At 50.7% G+C, this 16,561-nt stretch carries 13 protein-coding genes; 2 read left to right on the top strand and 11 right to left on the bottom strand.

Annotated features, from left to right (window positions below; translation table 11 throughout):
• Positions 1-76: 76 nt before the first annotated feature.
• The 7 genes from DFQ01_RS08660 to DFQ01_RS08690 all read right to left on the bottom strand — a co-directional run bounded on the left by DFQ01_RS08660 (position 77) and on the right by DFQ01_RS08690 (position 11,742).
• Entirely contained in the window at positions 77-3,247 is a 3,171-nt protein-coding gene (locus DFQ01_RS08660) for an alpha-amylase family glycosyl hydrolase (RefSeq protein WP_110043501.1), read from the bottom strand.
• A gap of 53 nt (positions 3,248-3,300) precedes the next feature.
• Positions 3,301-7,185 carry a carbohydrate binding domain-containing protein gene (locus tag DFQ01_RS08665; protein ID WP_246862837.1) on the bottom strand — a complete coding sequence of 1,295 codons (3,885 nt, stop codon included), beginning with the start codon at positions 7,183-7,185 and terminating at the stop codon, positions 3,301-3,303.
• A gap of 272 nt (positions 7,186-7,457) precedes the next feature.
• Positions 7,458-8,711 (bottom strand): aspartate kinase, encoded by a 1,254-nt coding sequence (locus DFQ01_RS08670; protein ID WP_110043503.1) that lies wholly within the window; start codon positions 8,709-8,711, stop codon positions 7,458-7,460.
• 127 nt (positions 8,712-8,838) lie between these two features.
• On the bottom strand, positions 8,839-9,396 hold the full coding sequence (efp, locus tag DFQ01_RS08675; protein ID WP_110043504.1) for an elongation factor P: 558 nt from the start codon (positions 9,394-9,396) through the stop codon (positions 8,839-8,841).
• Positions 9,397-9,498: 102 nt separating this feature from the next.
• Positions 9,499-10,575 (bottom strand): M24 family metallopeptidase, encoded by a 1,077-nt coding sequence (locus DFQ01_RS08680; RefSeq protein WP_110043505.1) that lies wholly within the window; start codon positions 10,573-10,575, stop codon positions 9,499-9,501.
• 36 nt (positions 10,576-10,611) lie between these two features.
• Positions 10,612-11,052 (bottom strand): type II 3-dehydroquinate dehydratase, encoded by a 441-nt coding sequence (gene aroQ, locus DFQ01_RS08685; protein ID WP_110043506.1) that lies wholly within the window; start codon positions 11,050-11,052, stop codon positions 10,612-10,614.
• 108 nt (positions 11,053-11,160) lie between these two features.
• Entirely contained in the window at positions 11,161-11,742 is a 582-nt protein-coding gene (locus DFQ01_RS08690) for a YqhR family membrane protein (protein WP_110043507.1), read from the bottom strand.
• A gap of 223 nt (positions 11,743-11,965) precedes the next feature.
• Here DFQ01_RS08690 and DFQ01_RS08695 point away from each other — a divergent pair, with 223 nt between their 5' ends.
• Positions 11,966-12,955, top strand: a complete 990-nt coding sequence (locus DFQ01_RS08695; RefSeq protein WP_110043508.1) for a DUF1385 domain-containing protein — start codon at positions 11,966-11,968, stop codon at positions 12,953-12,955.
• 85 nt (positions 12,956-13,040) lie between these two features.
• Positions 13,041-13,349 (top strand): hypothetical protein, encoded by a 309-nt coding sequence (locus DFQ01_RS08700; protein ID WP_110043509.1) that lies wholly within the window; start codon positions 13,041-13,043, stop codon positions 13,347-13,349.
• Between the two features lie 274 nt (positions 13,350-13,623).
• Here the strand turns inward: DFQ01_RS08700 and mntR are convergent, their stop codons facing one another.
• The 4 genes from mntR to DFQ01_RS08720 all read right to left on the bottom strand — a co-directional run bounded on the left by mntR (position 13,624) and on the right by DFQ01_RS08720 (position 16,541).
• Positions 13,624-14,046 carry a transcriptional regulator MntR gene (gene mntR / locus DFQ01_RS08705; RefSeq protein ID WP_110043510.1) on the bottom strand — a complete coding sequence of 141 codons (423 nt, stop codon included), beginning with the start codon at positions 14,044-14,046 and terminating at the stop codon, positions 13,624-13,626.
• Positions 14,047-14,152: 106 nt separating this feature from the next.
• Positions 14,153-14,866 carry a cytochrome c biogenesis protein CcdA gene (locus DFQ01_RS08710; protein WP_110043511.1) on the bottom strand — a complete coding sequence of 238 codons (714 nt, stop codon included), beginning with the start codon at positions 14,864-14,866 and terminating at the stop codon, positions 14,153-14,155.
• 41 nt (positions 14,867-14,907) lie between these two features.
• Positions 14,908-15,717: a metal ABC transporter permease gene (locus tag DFQ01_RS08715; protein WP_110043512.1), complete on the bottom strand. Its 810-nt coding sequence runs from the start codon at positions 15,715-15,717 to the stop codon at positions 14,908-14,910.
• Entirely contained in the window at positions 15,705-16,541 is an 837-nt protein-coding gene (locus DFQ01_RS08720) for a metal ABC transporter ATP-binding protein (RefSeq protein WP_110043513.1), read from the bottom strand. Before DFQ01_RS08720 ends, DFQ01_RS08715 begins: the two co-directional genes overlap by 13 nt.
• Between the last annotated feature and the right edge of the window lie 20 nt (positions 16,542-16,561).

A 16,561-nucleotide genomic window follows, 5' to 3' on the forward strand; every position in this document is an offset into this window, starting at 1 on the left:
ACAGCACACAAATAGCCGTTCCAGAAGTCAGCACATACCGACTTCTGGAACGGCTTTTACAATTCAAATCTTTATCTTACAGGTCCTTCCACTTCGCGACCGTGAGGTTAAGCGTCTGCTGCCCGCCGGACGTTGTGAACGAACGATTAGAGATATCACTGCCGCTGCTGCTCACCTCAACCGTCTCCCAGGTTCCTCTCGTGAATTTGTACTGGAATGTTGTACCGGACGCAATCAGGAACGTGATCGAGTACGTACCGTTCGCATTACGCGTCAGCTTGTAATCAGTCGAACCAGCGTTCCACGAATTGATCGTGCCCGACAAGTATACATCCGCTGTCGTCGGTGTATTCGAAGGAACTGACAGAACGATCGTCAAGCTATCCGCTTGCGGAACACCTGCTGTAATGACACCGTTCACCAACGTATAGACACCTGTACCAAACGAGTAGTTTTGCGAGTTGTTGTTATCCCATGTTCCGCTGCCGTTGTTGAACGCAGCTTTCAGCCCGTTGGCCGATCCGAGATCAATCGTTGCGACGCTGTATCCCGTATAGGAGGATGCCGTCATTGCCAAGCCAGGCGCTGTCGTCCACGTCGTCGTGCCGTTCAGACTGTAATGGATGTAGCGATTCGTAAAGCTCGTATTTTTGTAGTAGATCGTTACAGAATTACTGCTTGCCTCTGGGGTTGTTACCGACAGGGCCGTGCTTGCTTCGGACTTGTTGCCTGCTGCGTCATAAGCTTTCACCGTGTACGAGTAGGTCGTACTCGCAGCTGCCGTTTGGTCCGTATAGCTCGTTGTTGTCGTCGTTCCTTTCAATGCGCCGTCACGATATACTTCATAGCCCGTTACACCAACATTATCCGTAGATGCCGTCCATGTCAGTGGAACCGAAGTCGCTGTAACCGTGCCTGCTGCGAGTGCAGTCGGAGCCGTCGGGGCTTGCGTATCTCCGCCACTTGGTGCGCCTGCCGTAATCGTACCTGCACTGTACGTCCACGTACCAACATTGAACTTATAGTTCAGGCCGCCGTTGTTATCCCACGTGCCGCTGCCATTATTGAATACCGCCTCAAGCTGCGTAGCGTCACCAATATTGACCGTGTACTTGTTATATCCTGCGACTTCAGCTGCAGGCATTGCAACACCAGGCGCAGTCGTCCAAGTGCCGTTAGCTGGACGATAGTGAATATACGGCGTCGTATAGCCCTGTTTGTAATAAACAGTGACGCTGTTGTTCGCTGCTTCAGGCGTAGTCAGCAATAACGCTGCGCTAAGTGCCGATTTGTTGCCTGCTGCATCGTATGCCTTAACCGTGTAGGAGTACGACGTCAAAGGCGAAACCGTTGTATCCGTATACGAAGTCGTTGTAGACGTACCTTTCAGTACGCCATCACGATAAATCTCGTAGCCCGTCACACCGATGTCGTCTGTGGACGCTGTCCACGAAATGGTCGCGGAAGAGCCTGTTACCGTTCCAGCCGTTACGTTCGTTGGTGCAGATGGTGCTGTCGTATCCGGTTGTGAGATTTGTGGGGCGTAGATTTTAGACGCGTTTGCATTAATCGATACCGTAATTTGTTTGCCAGTCGAACCGCCGGATTGCACCGTTACAATGTCAGACGTATTCAATTGGTTCGTCAGCACAGTGCCAACCGCGAGCGTGCTCTCCGTACGAAGCGGGATCGTAACCGTTTGCGTACCCGATGATGCATTACTGAATACGCTGATTACTTCTTGGCCGAGGTTCGTGCCCGAATCGATCCGGCGCGAGAATGCGTACAGATTTTGCGCGGACCACATTTCACGCTGCTTACCTGTGCGGAGAGCTGCGTAGTTCTGGCGAATCTTATTCAGCTTCGCAACGAATTGGTACGTATTCGTGTTCTCGTTAAAATAGTTCTCAAGCACGTTACCGTTGCTGTCTCGCTTCACCATCGACCAACGGTTCCATGTATCGGCAATGCCGCCGCTCATAATTTGACCGTTGCCATTGCCTTTGTTTTGTTCCGTGCCTTGGAATACAACTGGCAGCCCGCGGACAGTGAAAATGAATGCAAGAGCGTTCTGCAGCTTATCGACGCTGCCGCCTGCTTCCGTCAAGAAGCGGTTGCGGTCGTGGTTATCGATGAACGTAACCATGTGGTTCTCAGAACCGTTATAAAGATAATCCTGTGCAAGCGTGCTCTTGATATTCGAATCAAACGATTGACCATAGGCAAAAGAGTTAAGAATCGAGAAGAACATAGGGAAGTCGAGCATGCCCCATTCTGCGTTGCTGCCTACCCAACGGGATACGAACTCTGCGTTACCGTCGAAGTTCTCGCCGAACGTATTAACGCCGATGTAACTTTGCAGTTCATGCAGCACGGAAGGATTGACGAGCTTAGCAGCGTCGACACGAGCGCCGTCCGCTCCCGTGTAATCAAACCATCCTTTGATGGAATCGAATACCGCTTGCTTCGCTGATGCATTATCGAAGTCGATATCGTCGAGTCCGCCAAGGTCGTGATTCTCGAGATAATCCTGTGCCCATTGCGTGTAGTTGCCATCGGTTAGCGACCAATCGATATCACCATTGTGATGGTACCACGATGGATTATTGAATGGTGCCGCAGGCTGAAGTCCTGCAACATCATAGTAAGCGTTCGTTCCCAGCATGTAGTCGCCAACGTGGTTAGGCACGACGTCGATGACCACTTTGATGCCTAGGTTGTGTGCGGAATCAACAAGCTCCTTCAGCTTTTCTTTTGTTCCGAAGTAGTGATTCGCACTATTCGGGTCCTTCATGTTGTAGCCGTGATAAGCCGTATTTTTGCCACTGCCGTTATTCTCGCGGTTCGTCATTTGCGGCTCGGCTACTGGTGAGATCCAGATCGCCGTATAGCCCATGTTCTTGATGTATGAAAGCTTATCAATAATACCCTGCCAGTCTCCGCCCTTCATATAACGGAAATCTTCCTCGGATGTTTCACCGTAACGGATCGCATCGCCGGTCGCATTGTTGGATGAGTCACCGTCATTGAAACGGTCAACCATAATTTGATAGATCGTATCGTTCTCATCGAGTCCATTGCCCAGCTTTGCCGCTTCAGCCTTAAGTGCGGAGAGCGTCATCAGTCCAGAATGGTCACCGGGTACAGCTACTGGTTGGATAACACCTGTCAACAGCATGGCAGCGAACAAAAAGAAGAAGGCAAGCTTTCTCGTCAATCGACGATGAATGGATAACGGTCTGTGCATCTTTTCTTAATCCTCCCATATTGAAATGATAGATTGGCATACTTGCACGATGATCAAATGTCCTTCCATTTCTGAACCGTTAACGCGACATTCGTACTTCCTGATGGTACGGTGTAGGACCGATTCGCAATGTCTGAACCGTTCGAGGCCGATTCAACACTCGTCCATGCGCCTCGTGTGAATTTGTAGCTCATAACCGTTCCTGCTGCAAGAGGCAGCGTAATGGTGTATTTGCCATCCGTACCGCGCGTCAGCTTGTAAGCCGAATCCGCTGCGTTCCAGTTATTGAGATCGCTAGCGAGATATACATCTGCAGTCGTTGGCGTATTCGATGGGACGGTCACTGTGAACGTAACCTGCTGCGCGACTGGTGTTGGCACACCTGATGTGATCGTTCCACCACTAAACGTCCAAGTGCCGATACCGAAATTGTAGTTATTGCCGTTGTTGTTATCCCATGTGCCTGAGCCGTTATTGAAATCCGCCTCCAGACCAGTAGCCGTGCCGACATCAACTGTAATCTTGAAGTAACCCGACACCTCAGCGGCTGACATCAACACACCAGGCGCTGTCGTCCAAGTACCACCAGCAGGACGATAATGAATGTAAGGCGCGCTGAAGCCTGGTTTGTAGTAGACGGTAACCTTGTTCGTCGCTGGAACCGGCATCGTAACGCTGACTGATGTACTTAACACGGACTTGTTGCCTGCTGCGTCGTAAGCACGAACGGAATAGGCATAGGTCGCACCTGGTGTTCGCCCGCTGTCCGTATAAGCAAGCGTTGTTGTCGTACCAATTGCGGCACCATCCCGGAACACTTCATAGCCCGTTACGCCGACATTGTCCGTGGACGCAGTCCAACTTAAGGCAACAGACGTTCCAGCCGCACTAGGGACAGCTGTTAGCCCCGAAGGTACAGTCGGTGGCTCTGTCTCCGGCGTCGGAGGCGGCGTTGGGGCACCAGACGTAATCGTTCCGCCATCGAAGGTCCATACACCAAGCCCGAAGGTATAGTTCTTACCGCCATTGTTATCCCAAGTACCCGAACCGTTATTGAATACCGCTTCAAGTCCGCTCGTCGTACCAACATCGACCGTTTTCTTGAAGTATCCGGTCACTTCGGCAGCGGCCATCGCTTCGCCCGGTGCTGTCGTCCAAGTCCCACCAGCAGGACGATAGTGAATATAAGGGGCTGTGTAACCCGGCTTATAATAAACCGTTACTTCATTGCTTAGATTGTTCGTGGCGAATGTGACTGCATCGCTCTTCTCCGAGCTATTGCCCGCCGCATCTACTGCTTTGATCTGATAGCCATAAGAGGTAAGTGCCGTCAGACCACTATCCGTGAACGACGTCGTTGTGCTCGTTCCTACCGAAACGCCATCCCGGAAGATTTCATAGTTCTTGACGGCCTTGTTATCCGTCGATGGCGACCAATTGAGTGTAATTGTCGTACGCGTCTGCGATGGCGAAGTCACGTTCGACGGGACGGTTGGCGCTTCCGTGTCAGGTACGATCGGCTTATCCGTCAGGAACGGATAAGTTCCTTGAATCGTTCCGTTAACATCTTCAACTATCTTGCCGCCATCATTTTTGTACGTGCCTGCACCAACGTAAACCGATTGAATATCGCTCTTCGTCACGTTACCTTTCGCATCAACTGCTTCGATATAGTAATCAACCAGCTGATTGCGATACTCGCCCAGGTACGTGTAGAACAAATCGCCCGTCTCCTGTGCCTTCAGCTTCTGCATTGTCGCCGTTGATGAAGCTTGCCAAGCGACACCGTTCATATCGGGCTTCAGATCACGACGTTTCATGTCATAGCTGACCCAATCGCTTACTTTGGCAGGATCGATATTCGGCACGCCTGCTGCGGCGAGCTGTGTCGGATTGTAAACGCGGAACGTATTGTCCGACGAATCTGCCGAAGCGTCACGATGCGTACGCACCTTGACCTTGATGTCCGAGATGCCGCTAACGTCATAGGCGTACGTATAAATCGCGAAATTGTTGTCAAAATATTGCGCAGTCCAGCCTTCCGACTTATCCTTGTTCACACTGCCCGGATTGTACGGCCAGCGCTGCGGCCACCAGACCGATGGCCCCGTCGCATCCTTCGCAAGCTGCTGTGCAACATACGGCTTCGAGAAGTACAACGATTGATTAAACGAGAGCGTAGGCTTAACCGAATCATCGATATTCTCGTCGTAGTAGCCGAAGCCTGAATCCATCGCAGGGATTAGGAAATACCAAGCGAGCTCGGCTGGATTCGCGCCTCCCTTATAGTCGTTAGACGCATCGCCTTTGACTGGGAAAGACATCATCCAAGGGTTCAACTGGTTGCCTGCTGGCGCCACCTGTTTATCCAGTGTCGTCGTCGGCTGCCAATAACTCGGATGATCGCCCAGCCAGATTTGTTCTGCCGTCTGAGCGTAGTTGAGCGCCGCTTGCAGCAGGGCGAAGTTGCGTTCCAGATAGTGATAGCCGTATTCAAAGCTGACGGTCATCCCTTCTGCCTCGCCATTGATGTTCTTCTTCGGCTCGTAATTCGTACCATTCGCTGCATTGAAATCCGCGAATTGCCCTTTCCAAATGCCGAACGGAAGCTTCCAGTGATGCCACTGCGGATCGGACGAAGAGTCGCGCGTATCGATCCATGATCCGTCCTGTACGTGAACGACATCACTCGCAGCTGGCGTATTATTGACCAGATACTCATCGATGCCCATTGCCGTTACACCGGAATCGCGGTACGTAACGTTACCTGCGTTCCGCCATGTCTCCTCGGAGCCTGCACGGCCGCTGGAATTGTCACCGTCGTGCGCAACGACGAAGAACTGTTTCTGAGAAGTGAGTCCTTCGAACGACTTCAGGTCTTTGGCAGTTACAGAACCTTGATACCCTTCTTCCCACGATTCCGCCTGTGCAACCGGCACACCAACGATTTTGGATTCATTACCAGTCGTTGGATTCACATATTTCACCCAGTGAGGCGTCGATGCGAACGGGAACTTGTTGCGCACGACCTGCTGCTCGTTGAACATCGGCTGCGAGATCCACGAGCCAACATTGCTCGTATTCTGCAGGTCCGCACGGTTGGGCGGCGAGACCATTGTGTCCACGCCTGGATCGTTCAAGTAAGGATAATCCTTCAGCGTACGCGAGAAGTGGTTGTTGCCAATGACGGACCACTGAATCCCCATCTTCTCAAGCACAGGGATGATTCGTTCCGAGAAGCCCAGCTCTGTTGGGAAGAAGCCCTTAGAAGACTGGAACGAGCTGCCCAAGAAGTATGGCTGTGCTAATGTCACGTTCTGATAGATCAGATCCTTCAGCAAGTAATCATTGCCGACGAGCGGACCCATCGAGTGATGACCGGAAAAATGAATCAAGTCCATCGTCCGCTTCCCGTTAATCGAACGAAGCGTATCATAAGCGGATTTCCACGGCGTTCCCCATGACGGATTCGAGTAGGCTGCAATGCCGCCATGCGTGACAAGATCGTTGACGTTGTTTACAAGGGCGCCCGACATTGTTACCTGCATTTGCCCTTGCGAGAAGTTCTGCTGAAGCGATTGCGCCACGCTCCAAGGCCACGTTAAGTATGCGCCTGTCTTTGCATTATGTGTGTAGTAGCTTACGAGGTCATCATGCGGCATAATATTGCCGTTCGGGAGATAGTACGGATAGTTGGCCGGCGGGCTCTGCTTCAGCTCAATAACCTGGCCATCGTACATATACCGAATCGGCGACCCAACGGATGCGGACGAATAGCTAGTCGTATCGTAGTAAGGCCAGAAGTTCGGCATATGGTTGTGATACACATGCGTTGCTGCGATTTCTGCGTTTGCTGTTGGTGAAAAGCCTTGTGCAAACGATTGCACAAGGAGCAATAAAAAAAGCCCGATCGTAATGTTCGTTCTTCTTGGAACCAACCTGCTCGACATGGACTTCACGCGCGAAATGATTATACTCACCCCACATTCATTAGTTAAACGCTTACATTCCTTTGAATTGCGATAAACTGAACAATGAGCAACTCCCCTCCCTCTAGATTCGAGTCATGCTGCCTTCACTTGGGAAACCGGTTTCACAAGAAGAGATTAGCACGAGCTCCATTCTTCCGTCAATAGTTCAAAAGACGATAATCCAAAAAAAAGGAACAGTCCCGCAATACTGCGGGACTGTTCCAATTGAGAAATTCGGATTAACGACGCTCTGAAGGGCCGCCTACGAATACTTGCTCAGCCGTATCCAAGCCATATGCCGTGTGCAGTGCACGCACAACGTCATTAAGCGGCTCTGCTGCGATTACGCAGGAGCATTTGATCTCGGATGTGCTGACCATCTTGATGCTGACACCCAGCTTCGAGATGGCGTCGAACATCGTAGCAGCTACTCCAGGGTTGCTGACCATACCTGCGCCAACGATCGATACTTTCACAAGATTCGTCTCGGAAGTCGTCTCGCGGAAAGGCACCTCGTTGCGGATTCCTTCGATCACTTCGATTGCACGATCAGCATCGCTGCTCGACAGTGTGAACGAGAAGTCTGCTTTGCCTTCTAGTACACCACTTTGTACAATAATGTCGACATCGATACCGTTGTTGGCCAGTGCTCCGAACACTTTCGCCAATACGCCCGGTACGTCTTCCACGCCCAAAATGCTAATTCTCGCTACGTTCTTATCAAAGGCAATGCCGCTTACGACTACGCCTTGCTCCATGACTGCTTCCTCCTTCACCGTCGTTCCTTCATTCTCATTAAAGCTGGAACGTACAACCAGCTTCACGTTGTTATGCTTCGCATACTCAACCGCGCGCGGGTGAAGAACCGCAGCACCGAGGTGAGCCAGCTCGAGCATCTCATCATACGAAATTGAATTCAGCTTGCGTGCGCACTTCACGACACGTGGATCGGTCGAGTAAACGCCGTCAACGTCTGTGAAAATTTCGCATACATCCGCGTTGATCGCAGCCGCCAGTGCCACAGCAGTCGTATCCGAACCGCCGCGTCCAAGCGTTGTGATCTCGCCTTCCTCTGTCATCCCTTGGAAACCGGCAACGATAACGACATTGCCTTCATCCAGCGCGTTGAAAATACGGGTAGGCTTAATGTCAGAAATACGTGCCTTCGCGTGCACTGCTTCCGTCACAATGCCCGCTTGCCAGCCCGTGTACGAGACTGCTTGAGACCCCAGCTGATGTATCGTCATCGACAAGAGTGCGACTGAGATCTGCTCCCCCGTCGTCAAAAGCATATCCATTTCACGTGCAGGCGGATTCGGGTTCAGCTGTTTGGATTGATCGATCAGATCATCCGTCGTGTCACCCATTGCAGAGACGACAACAACAACACGGTTACCCGCTTCCTTCGTTTTAATAATCCGCTTAGCTACTCTTTGCATTCGTTCCGTTGATCCGACGGAGCTACCGCCGAACTTCATAACAATCAACGACAAAGCTGTTCACTCCCAACCTTGGCATTAGCATACAAGTCAATATTATAACACAAACTTTGTCGATTCGGGTACTGGTACCTACAAAAAAAGCGGCCCGGCTTGTCCGGACCGCCTCTGCTTGTCAACCTTACGCGCGGGAAATGTATTTGCCATCGCGCGTGTCGATCAGCAGTACATCGCCTTCGTTGATGAACATTGGAACTTGAACGCTGTGGCCCGTTTCAACTTTCGCAGCTTTCGTTGCGTTCGTTGCCGTGTTGCCTTTAACGCCTGGCTCCGTTTCGATAACTTTAAGCTCAACGCTCGTAGGCATCGTAATACCGATGATTTCGCTTTGGTAGCTAGCGATGTTTACGTTCATGTTTTCTTTGAGGAAGTTGAGTTCCCACTCGAGTTGTTTCTTCTCGAGATTGAATTGGTCATACGTCTCATTGTCCATGAACGTATATTCCGTACCGGAGTTGTACAGGTATTGTACTTCGCGGTTCTCGATGATTGCACGACCGATCGTCTCGCCAGCACGGAACGTTCTTTCAACCGTGTTGCCGTTACGAAGGTTTTTCAGTTTGGAGCGTACGAATGCCGCACCTTTACCTGGTTTTACGTGTTGGAATTCGAGAACCGTGAAAATATCGCCTTCTACTTCAACAGTAAGGCCTGTTTTGAAATCGTTAACTGAGATCACAGCTTATGTCCCTCCTAATAATGTACAACGCATGAAGCCTATAACGGCAACCGCTTGCATCGTATAAAGCCCTCTATCTTCGTCAGAATCGAGTCCGCCGCGCTATGCGCGAAGCTCGATCAGTTCCTTCGTCGACGAGGTTAATATTTTAATCCCGGTGTCCGTGATGACGATGTCGTCCTCTATCCGAACACCCCCGAAGCCGGGGATGTAGATACCGGGCTCGACCGTAACGATCATGCCGGGGGTTAAAATCGAATCGCTCAGCTTCGATAGTCGCGGCATTTCGTGAATCTCCAGGCCAATCCCGTGACCGAGACTGTGACCGAAGTTATCGCCGTACCCATATCTAGCTATAATGTCACGCGAGAGCGCATCCGCTTCGCGTCCGCTCATGCCTGGTCGAATGTTCGCCAGCGCATGAAGCTGTGCTTCAAGCACAATGTTATAAATTTCGCGGTGACGCTCAGAAGCTGTGCCAACGACAACCGTACGGGTAATGTCGGAGCAGTAGCCCTTGTAATAAGCGCCAAAATCAAGCTTCACGAATTCATCCGTGCCAACCATTCGTTCGCTTGCGACGCCGTGCGGCAATGCCGAACGTTCGCCCGATGCGACAATCGTCTCGAAGGATGGTCCAGAAGCACCGCCCTTGCGCATGAATGTCTCCATCTCCAGCGCAATTTCAAGCTCTGAGATGCCCGGTCGAATGATACCCAGCGCGAATTGGAACGTTTTGTCCGCTAGTTCAGCAGCTTCTTGTACAATCGCGATCTCCGCCTCATCCTTGATCAGGCGCAAGCCTTCAACAATACCGGAGACAGGCTGCAGCTCAATGGAACCTAACTGTTCGGTCCATGCAGCGAACTCGGCGTATGTAACATGATCCTGCTCGAAAGCCAGCTTGTGAATGCTCTTCGATTCAAGCAAATCGCGTACCGTCACAATCGGCTTCGCTGCGTGCTCGATCAAATCAAATGCCGGCGCTTGCTCCGCCGCTTGCGTCATGTACCGAAAGTCGGTCAGCAGCCAGCTGTCCTGCTCTGTAACGAGCAGCATGCCGGACGATCCTGTAAAGCCGCTTACATACTTACGATTGTGCGAATAGGTGATCAATAGAGCCTCTAGGCCATCCTGCGACAGCTTGTCACGTAATCGATCTAATCTTGCACTTGTCATCGATTATTCCTCCCCGCACCTTGCTAACTTACGGTTTTAACCGCGCTCCAAATGCGATACAAGCGCCCGCAGACCAAGCAAATAGCTGTCTGCACCAAATCCTGCGATTTGACCAACGGCGATCGGTGCGATAACCGAAACATGCCGGAACGCTTCCCGCTTATGAATGTTCGACAGATGCACTTCGACAACCGGCAAAGCAACCGTGCTGAGCGCATCGCGCAGCGCGTAGCTGTAATGCGTCCATGCTCCTGGATTAATGAGAATGCCGTCGGCACGGCCGAAAGCCTCATGAATACGATCGATCACTGCACCTTCATGGTTGGATTGAAAAAATTCAATCGCAACGCCAAGCTCTTCGCCCAGCTGGCGAACGCGTTCTTCGATTGCGGCGAGCGTGTCCGAGCCGTAAATGCCTGGTTCCCGAACACCCAGCATGTTCAGGTTAGGGCCATTCAGTACGATAATTGTGCGCATGCTGATCCTCCTTGCGGCGACTGCCGCTCTATACCGAGCAAAAGTCCAATAGCCATTTTACCACAAGCCTCAGCCGTTTGAGAAGAGTTTCCTACATGCGCCGGTTGATCAGGACGGTTTAGGCATTTTGAAAGCGAAAGGTTCACGGGAAGCCTCATCCGTAAATTCGAACGCAATCGTGTAGCCGATGAAGATGCCCCATAGCAGAAAAATACACAGTTCGGTCAGTAGTGTATTCCAACCAATCATCGTCAGCTTATCCATCATGCCAAGCGCTGGACCAACGAAGCCAAAGATGACGACCCACCATAGAAACCCATACACAACTCCCATATGCGGTCCGCGGATTCGGCCAAACAGGGCAAAATATAGCAGCGCGCTAATCATGCTGAACACAATAAACACGCCGATACCTACCGCATAACCCCACCCCGTCTTCAAAAAAGACAGTTGGAAGAATGGATCAGCCAACAAACCAGGTGTAAGCTTCGTAAATTTGAGCCAGTAGGCGACTCCGCGAAAGGTCCCCCAGATTAGTCCTGCAAAAAAACCAAGCGATAAACAAAAGGTTAGCGGGTTCGTATGGCCTTCCTTATCGCTGCTGCCGTGGGATCTGCTATTGCTCCCATTGTTACCGCCATCGTTCGAACGCGTATCTCTTGTGCTCCATACCTTCGCATGCTTGTTCATGTTGTAAGCCCTCCCCTAGCTCCTGTACATACGCCCCTTCAATTGCGCGAGCTGTACAGATTATGCAGAATGTGCAGGTTATCGTATTTAGTATGGCAAGAACCGACTAACGATAACCGCATACAGCAGGTGGCAAACGTCTATTTTATCAAGTACAATAGATGTATAGTCGCACAATCGCTTATACGCGTCATGCGCATCTCATAAGGAAGGTGAATCCCTCTTGCCGCAATCAAACAGCATATATGGCGGGCAAGCCGTTATTGAAGGCGTTATGTTCGCGGGCAAACATGTGAATGTAACTGCCGTCCGCCGTAAAAATGATGAAATTATTTTTTATGAGGTCCCTCGAACGACCAAAAGATGGATTCAGCCACTAAAAAAAATACCGCTCGTTCGCGGTGTTGTCGGCATTTTGGAATCGAGCGCTAAAGGATCGCAGCATTTGAATTTCTCAGTTGAGGCCTACGCCGAGGACGAAACAGCGGACGAGAAATCAGAGAAGGATGTTACGACTTCCAGTACGACATCTGATGCCAAGGAAGAGAAGAAATCAGGACTCAGCCTGACTGCTATATTCGGCGTCGCTATTGCAGGTATCATCTCGTTTGTAGTCGGAAAAGCAATCTTCACACTTGTGCCAGCTTTAGTTGAACAAATGCTATTTGGACAATCATTCAAGAATATAATATTACACAACCTTATCGAAGGACTTATCAAGATTATTTTCTTGCTCGTCTACTTGTACGCCATCTCCTTGACGCCGATCGTCAAACGGTTGTTCCAATACCATGGCGCCGAGCATAAAGTCATCAGTGCTTACGAAGCGGGCGTTGAGCTTACCGTCAAAAATGTTCAGCGCTTCACCAGACTGCATTACCGCTGCGGAAGCAGCTTCATTGTATTCTCCGTTCTCGTAGGTGTAATCGTCTACTCCTTCTTCACTTGGGATACGCTCTGGGAACGCATTTACTTGCGTTTGCTGCTGCTGCCGGTCGTACTCGGCGTTTCGTATGAGGTGCTTCGCTTCACGAATGCGCTTCGTGAAGTTCCAGTGCTGCGATTCCTTGGCTATCCTGGCCTGTGGCTGCAGAAGCTGACGACCAAAGAGCCAAACGACGAGCAAGTAGCGGTATCCATTGCTTCCTTCAATCGGATGCGCGAAATCGACCGTCAGGTAGAACAAGGTGAAACGACTGCCGCCGTCTCTTAAGGCGCAGAAAGTTTCATTCCGGTCAATCGAAAGCCTCTTAAATTACGTATAGGTACGGAACAATCGGCAGAGAGGGTGGGGTATTATGGTACGGCGGAACAAGGATTCAATTTGGGGCATCGTCGTAGTCGCTTTGGTATTTCTTGGACTCGCTCAGATTATGCGGTCAGGGGTATGGACGGTGTTCGTCCTCCCGGCAGTCATTCTGGGCGGAATATTATTGCTGTACTTGTACCCGCCCGGTCGAGCCCGTGGTTATCGAGCTAGCAATCCAAAGCCTAAGCCGTCTTCGCGGACTACACGTAATCATGCAAAGCCTCGCTCTCGCAAGCCGGCGCCATTCAAGGTTATTGAGGGCGGTAAGGATGACGATCAGTATCCGCGTTACCACTGAGATTGGAGGGGCTTGGCCCCTCCCACCCCTTTAATTTCGAGTTTCTCTACCCACCTAAATCCTCCCTGCTAGGGAGGACCCCCGGGGACTCCCGTCCCCGGGACCCCGGAAGGGGAAACGTGAGATGGGCAGAGACGCGATATCGTACTTAAGTGGTGGGGACCGCGTGCCCCTTTGGGGCAAAGCTAACTGTTGTTCTTGATAAGTGTGTTATAAGTTCCAATACAAGAAAAAGGCTGCTCTGACGCGATTGCGTCGGAGCAGCCTTTTCTTATCACTCGTTATCCAATTGGGAACGGATTGCGCGAAGCTCTTCAAGCCTTGTGCTGTCGAGCTTGAAATATTCGACGAGCGTCTCAATGCAAGTAATCGAATCCCAGCTTAGATGATGCTCGATTCCTTCAACGTCGCGATATATGTTCTCTTCCTGAACGCCAATTATTTCTAAGAATGATTCCAGAAGTTGATGCCTGTCCACAAGCCTCTTGCCCATCTTCTTGCCCTTGTTCGTCAAGATGAGGCCGCGGTATTTCTCATAAATCAAATAGTTGTCCTTATCAAGCTTCTGAATCATCTTCGTCACTGAGGACGGATGAACCTCGAGACCTTCGGCAATATCGGAAACTCTCGCATAGCCTTTCTCATCGATCAGCTTATAAATCCGCTCCAAGTAGTCTTCCATGCTCGGTGTCGGCACTGGAGAACCCCCTAACTCCCAATGTGCACCTTGTCTTATCGGCGCTGCTCCTAGTATCATACAACGTTCATCAAGCGACTGCAACCGAAGGGGGTGTCCATTGGGGTTAGAACTTCAACCATTCTGGCGTAAGCATATTGAGCCAAATCGTTATTTTGGTCATGCGATCGGTAAACAGCAGAATGCCCATCAGCAGCATAATAGCGCCGCCGATCTTCATTAATTTGTCCGAATAACGGAGTATCCATCTCGTCGAACCAATGAAGAACGCGAGAGCAAAGAATGGGATCGCGAAGCCAAGCGCATACGCGGTTGTCATCTGGAACCAGGTCCCCGGCGATGAAGCTGCAAGCGCAAGAATGGCCGTTAATACAGGTCCCATACACGGCGACCAGCCGGCGGCGAATCCGAAGCCGAATACAAAGGCACCGAAATAACCTGGCTTCTTCATACGCAAATACATTTTGCGGTCTTTCATCAATGCTTGCGGTTGAAAAATACCAAGCAGGAACAATCCCATCAGTATGATCAAAATTGCAGACAATTGGCGAATTAACGACGAATATTCGCTGAAGAAATCAGCGAAGCGATTCGTACCGTATCCAAGTGTATAGTAAACGACCGAGAACCCGAGTACGAAAAACAACGTATGCGTCATCGTACGCCATTTGACAATGGCAGGCTTCTCCTCAGCCTTCAATTCGGTTACGGAAACACCGGTTATGTATGACAAGTAGGACGGATACAAGGGCAAGCAGCATGGCGAAATGAACGATGCGATTCCCCCGATAAACGCAATTCCAATGTTAACGTCTGTCAACTAGAAACCACTCCAGTCTATAGTTGCTCTATCGACGCCCGTCATCCGCTTATGCGGAAACGGACGCGACCAACGAGCAGCAGCAGCAAAATTGCAATGAGCAGCAATACGATTGTGCCTCCTGGCGCCAAGTTCCAAACACCAGCGATTAATAAGCCCGCAATGACGGCAACCTCTGCCACGAGGACAACGGTGAACACGGACTGTCTGAAGCTGCGAGCCGCTACAAGACTGCATGCCGCCGGAATCGTCAGAAGCGCCGATACAAGCAGCGCGCCGACAATTTTGATCGAAGCGCTAATGACCAACGCGGTCAATACACTCATCATCAAATTATAATATCGAACAGGCAACCCGTTAACTGCAGCAGCCTCTTCGTCGAAGGTGAGCAGGAACAGCTCCTTCACATGCAGTCGGATCAGCACAAGAACAACTACCGTTACAACACCTATAACGATCAGGTCGGTATTATTCAGTGTATAGATGCTTCCGAACATGTAGCTCGTGACTGTCATATTAAAGCCTTTGCCTAGTGTAAAGAGAAAGGATGCCAGCGCAACACCGCCAGACATAATGATTGCAATCGACAGCTCTGCATAAGTCTTATATGCTTTGCGCAGCTTCTCGATCGCGAAGGATGCTGCCAATGCGAATACGAGGCCGACAGCAATCGGGTACACACCGATCAGAAAGCCCAGCGCAACCCCTGCGATGGAAACGTGCGCGAGCGTGTCACCAATCATAGATAGTCTACGCAGCACGAGGAATAGCCCCAACAGCGGCGCAGTGACACCGATCAACAATCCGCCGATCAATGCACGTTGAAAAAATTCACTTGTCAAGATGTCCAAGATGTCACGCCTTCTTTCTCTCTCTCCAGCACTTGTCTTAAGTTCTTCAAGCTGTGCGAAATATTCGTCTCCCCGCAATCTTCAAGGTCATGCGAGTGTCGAACATAAAACTTCAGCTTGCCGCATTCACGCGCAGGCTTGTCTCCTAAATAGCCTTGAATCATGTCCATGTCATGCGACACCATCAGGAACGTCATGCGGTGATGTTGATGCATATGCTTGATCAGATGAAAGAATCCCGCTTGTGTTTCCGTATCAATGCCGACCGTCGGCTCATCCAGAATAAGCAGCTCCGGATTATTAATGAGTGCTCTTGCTAGAAACACGCGCTGCTGCTGACCACCCGACAGCTGACCGATCTTCTTCAGTGCGAGATCCTCGATATTCATCGCATGCATCGCTTCATCCGCCTTGATCTGATCCGCCTTCGTCAGGCGTCTGAACAATTTGTTACGCCCATACAAACCCGACATAATCACTTCACGCACTGTCGCTGGGAACAGCGGATTAAACGAGTTCTTCTGTGGTACATAACCGATACGATGCCAGTCCTTGAACTGCGACGCTGGCGTTCCGAACAACGATATCGAACCGGATGCCGGCTTCAGCAGTCCAACGATCATACGCAGCAGCGTTGTTTTACCAGCACCATTGCTCCCGATCAACCCAACGAAGTCGCGCTGCTGTACGGAAAACGACAGCTTATCAATGACTTGCTGCGACTGATACGAGAACGCAACATCTTTCAACGTAATGATATCGGCATGGCATGTGTTTACAATCGGCTTCGTTTGCTCACGATCTATTACATAAGGTTCGGGCATATTCACCCTCCTTCCATCAT

Source organism: Paenibacillus cellulosilyticus (assembly GCF_003182255.1).
Classification (GTDB): Bacteria; Bacillota; Bacilli; order Paenibacillales; family Paenibacillaceae; genus Paenibacillus_T; species Paenibacillus_T cellulosilyticus.

Coding starts and splice junctions, on each gene's coding strand:
- aroQ (WP_110043506.1), bottom strand. CDS start 11,052: ATGCGCACAATTATCGTACTGAATGGCCCTAACCTGAACATGCTGGGT.
- DFQ01_RS08720 (WP_110043513.1), bottom strand. CDS start 16,541: ATGCCCGAACCTTATGTAATAGATCGTGAGCAAACGAAGCCGATTGTA.
- DFQ01_RS08680 (WP_110043505.1), bottom strand. CDS start 10,575: ATGACAAGTGCAAGATTAGATCGATTACGTGACAAGCTGTCGCAGGAT.
- DFQ01_RS08700 (WP_110043509.1), top strand. CDS start 13,041: ATGGTACGGCGGAACAAGGATTCAATTTGGGGCATCGTCGTAGTCGCT.
- DFQ01_RS08660 (WP_110043501.1), bottom strand. CDS start 3,247: ATGCACAGACCGTTATCCATTCATCGTCGATTGACGAGAAAGCTTGCC.
- DFQ01_RS08690 (WP_110043507.1), bottom strand. CDS start 11,742: ATGAACAAGCATGCGAAGGTATGGAGCACAAGAGATACGCGTTCGAAC.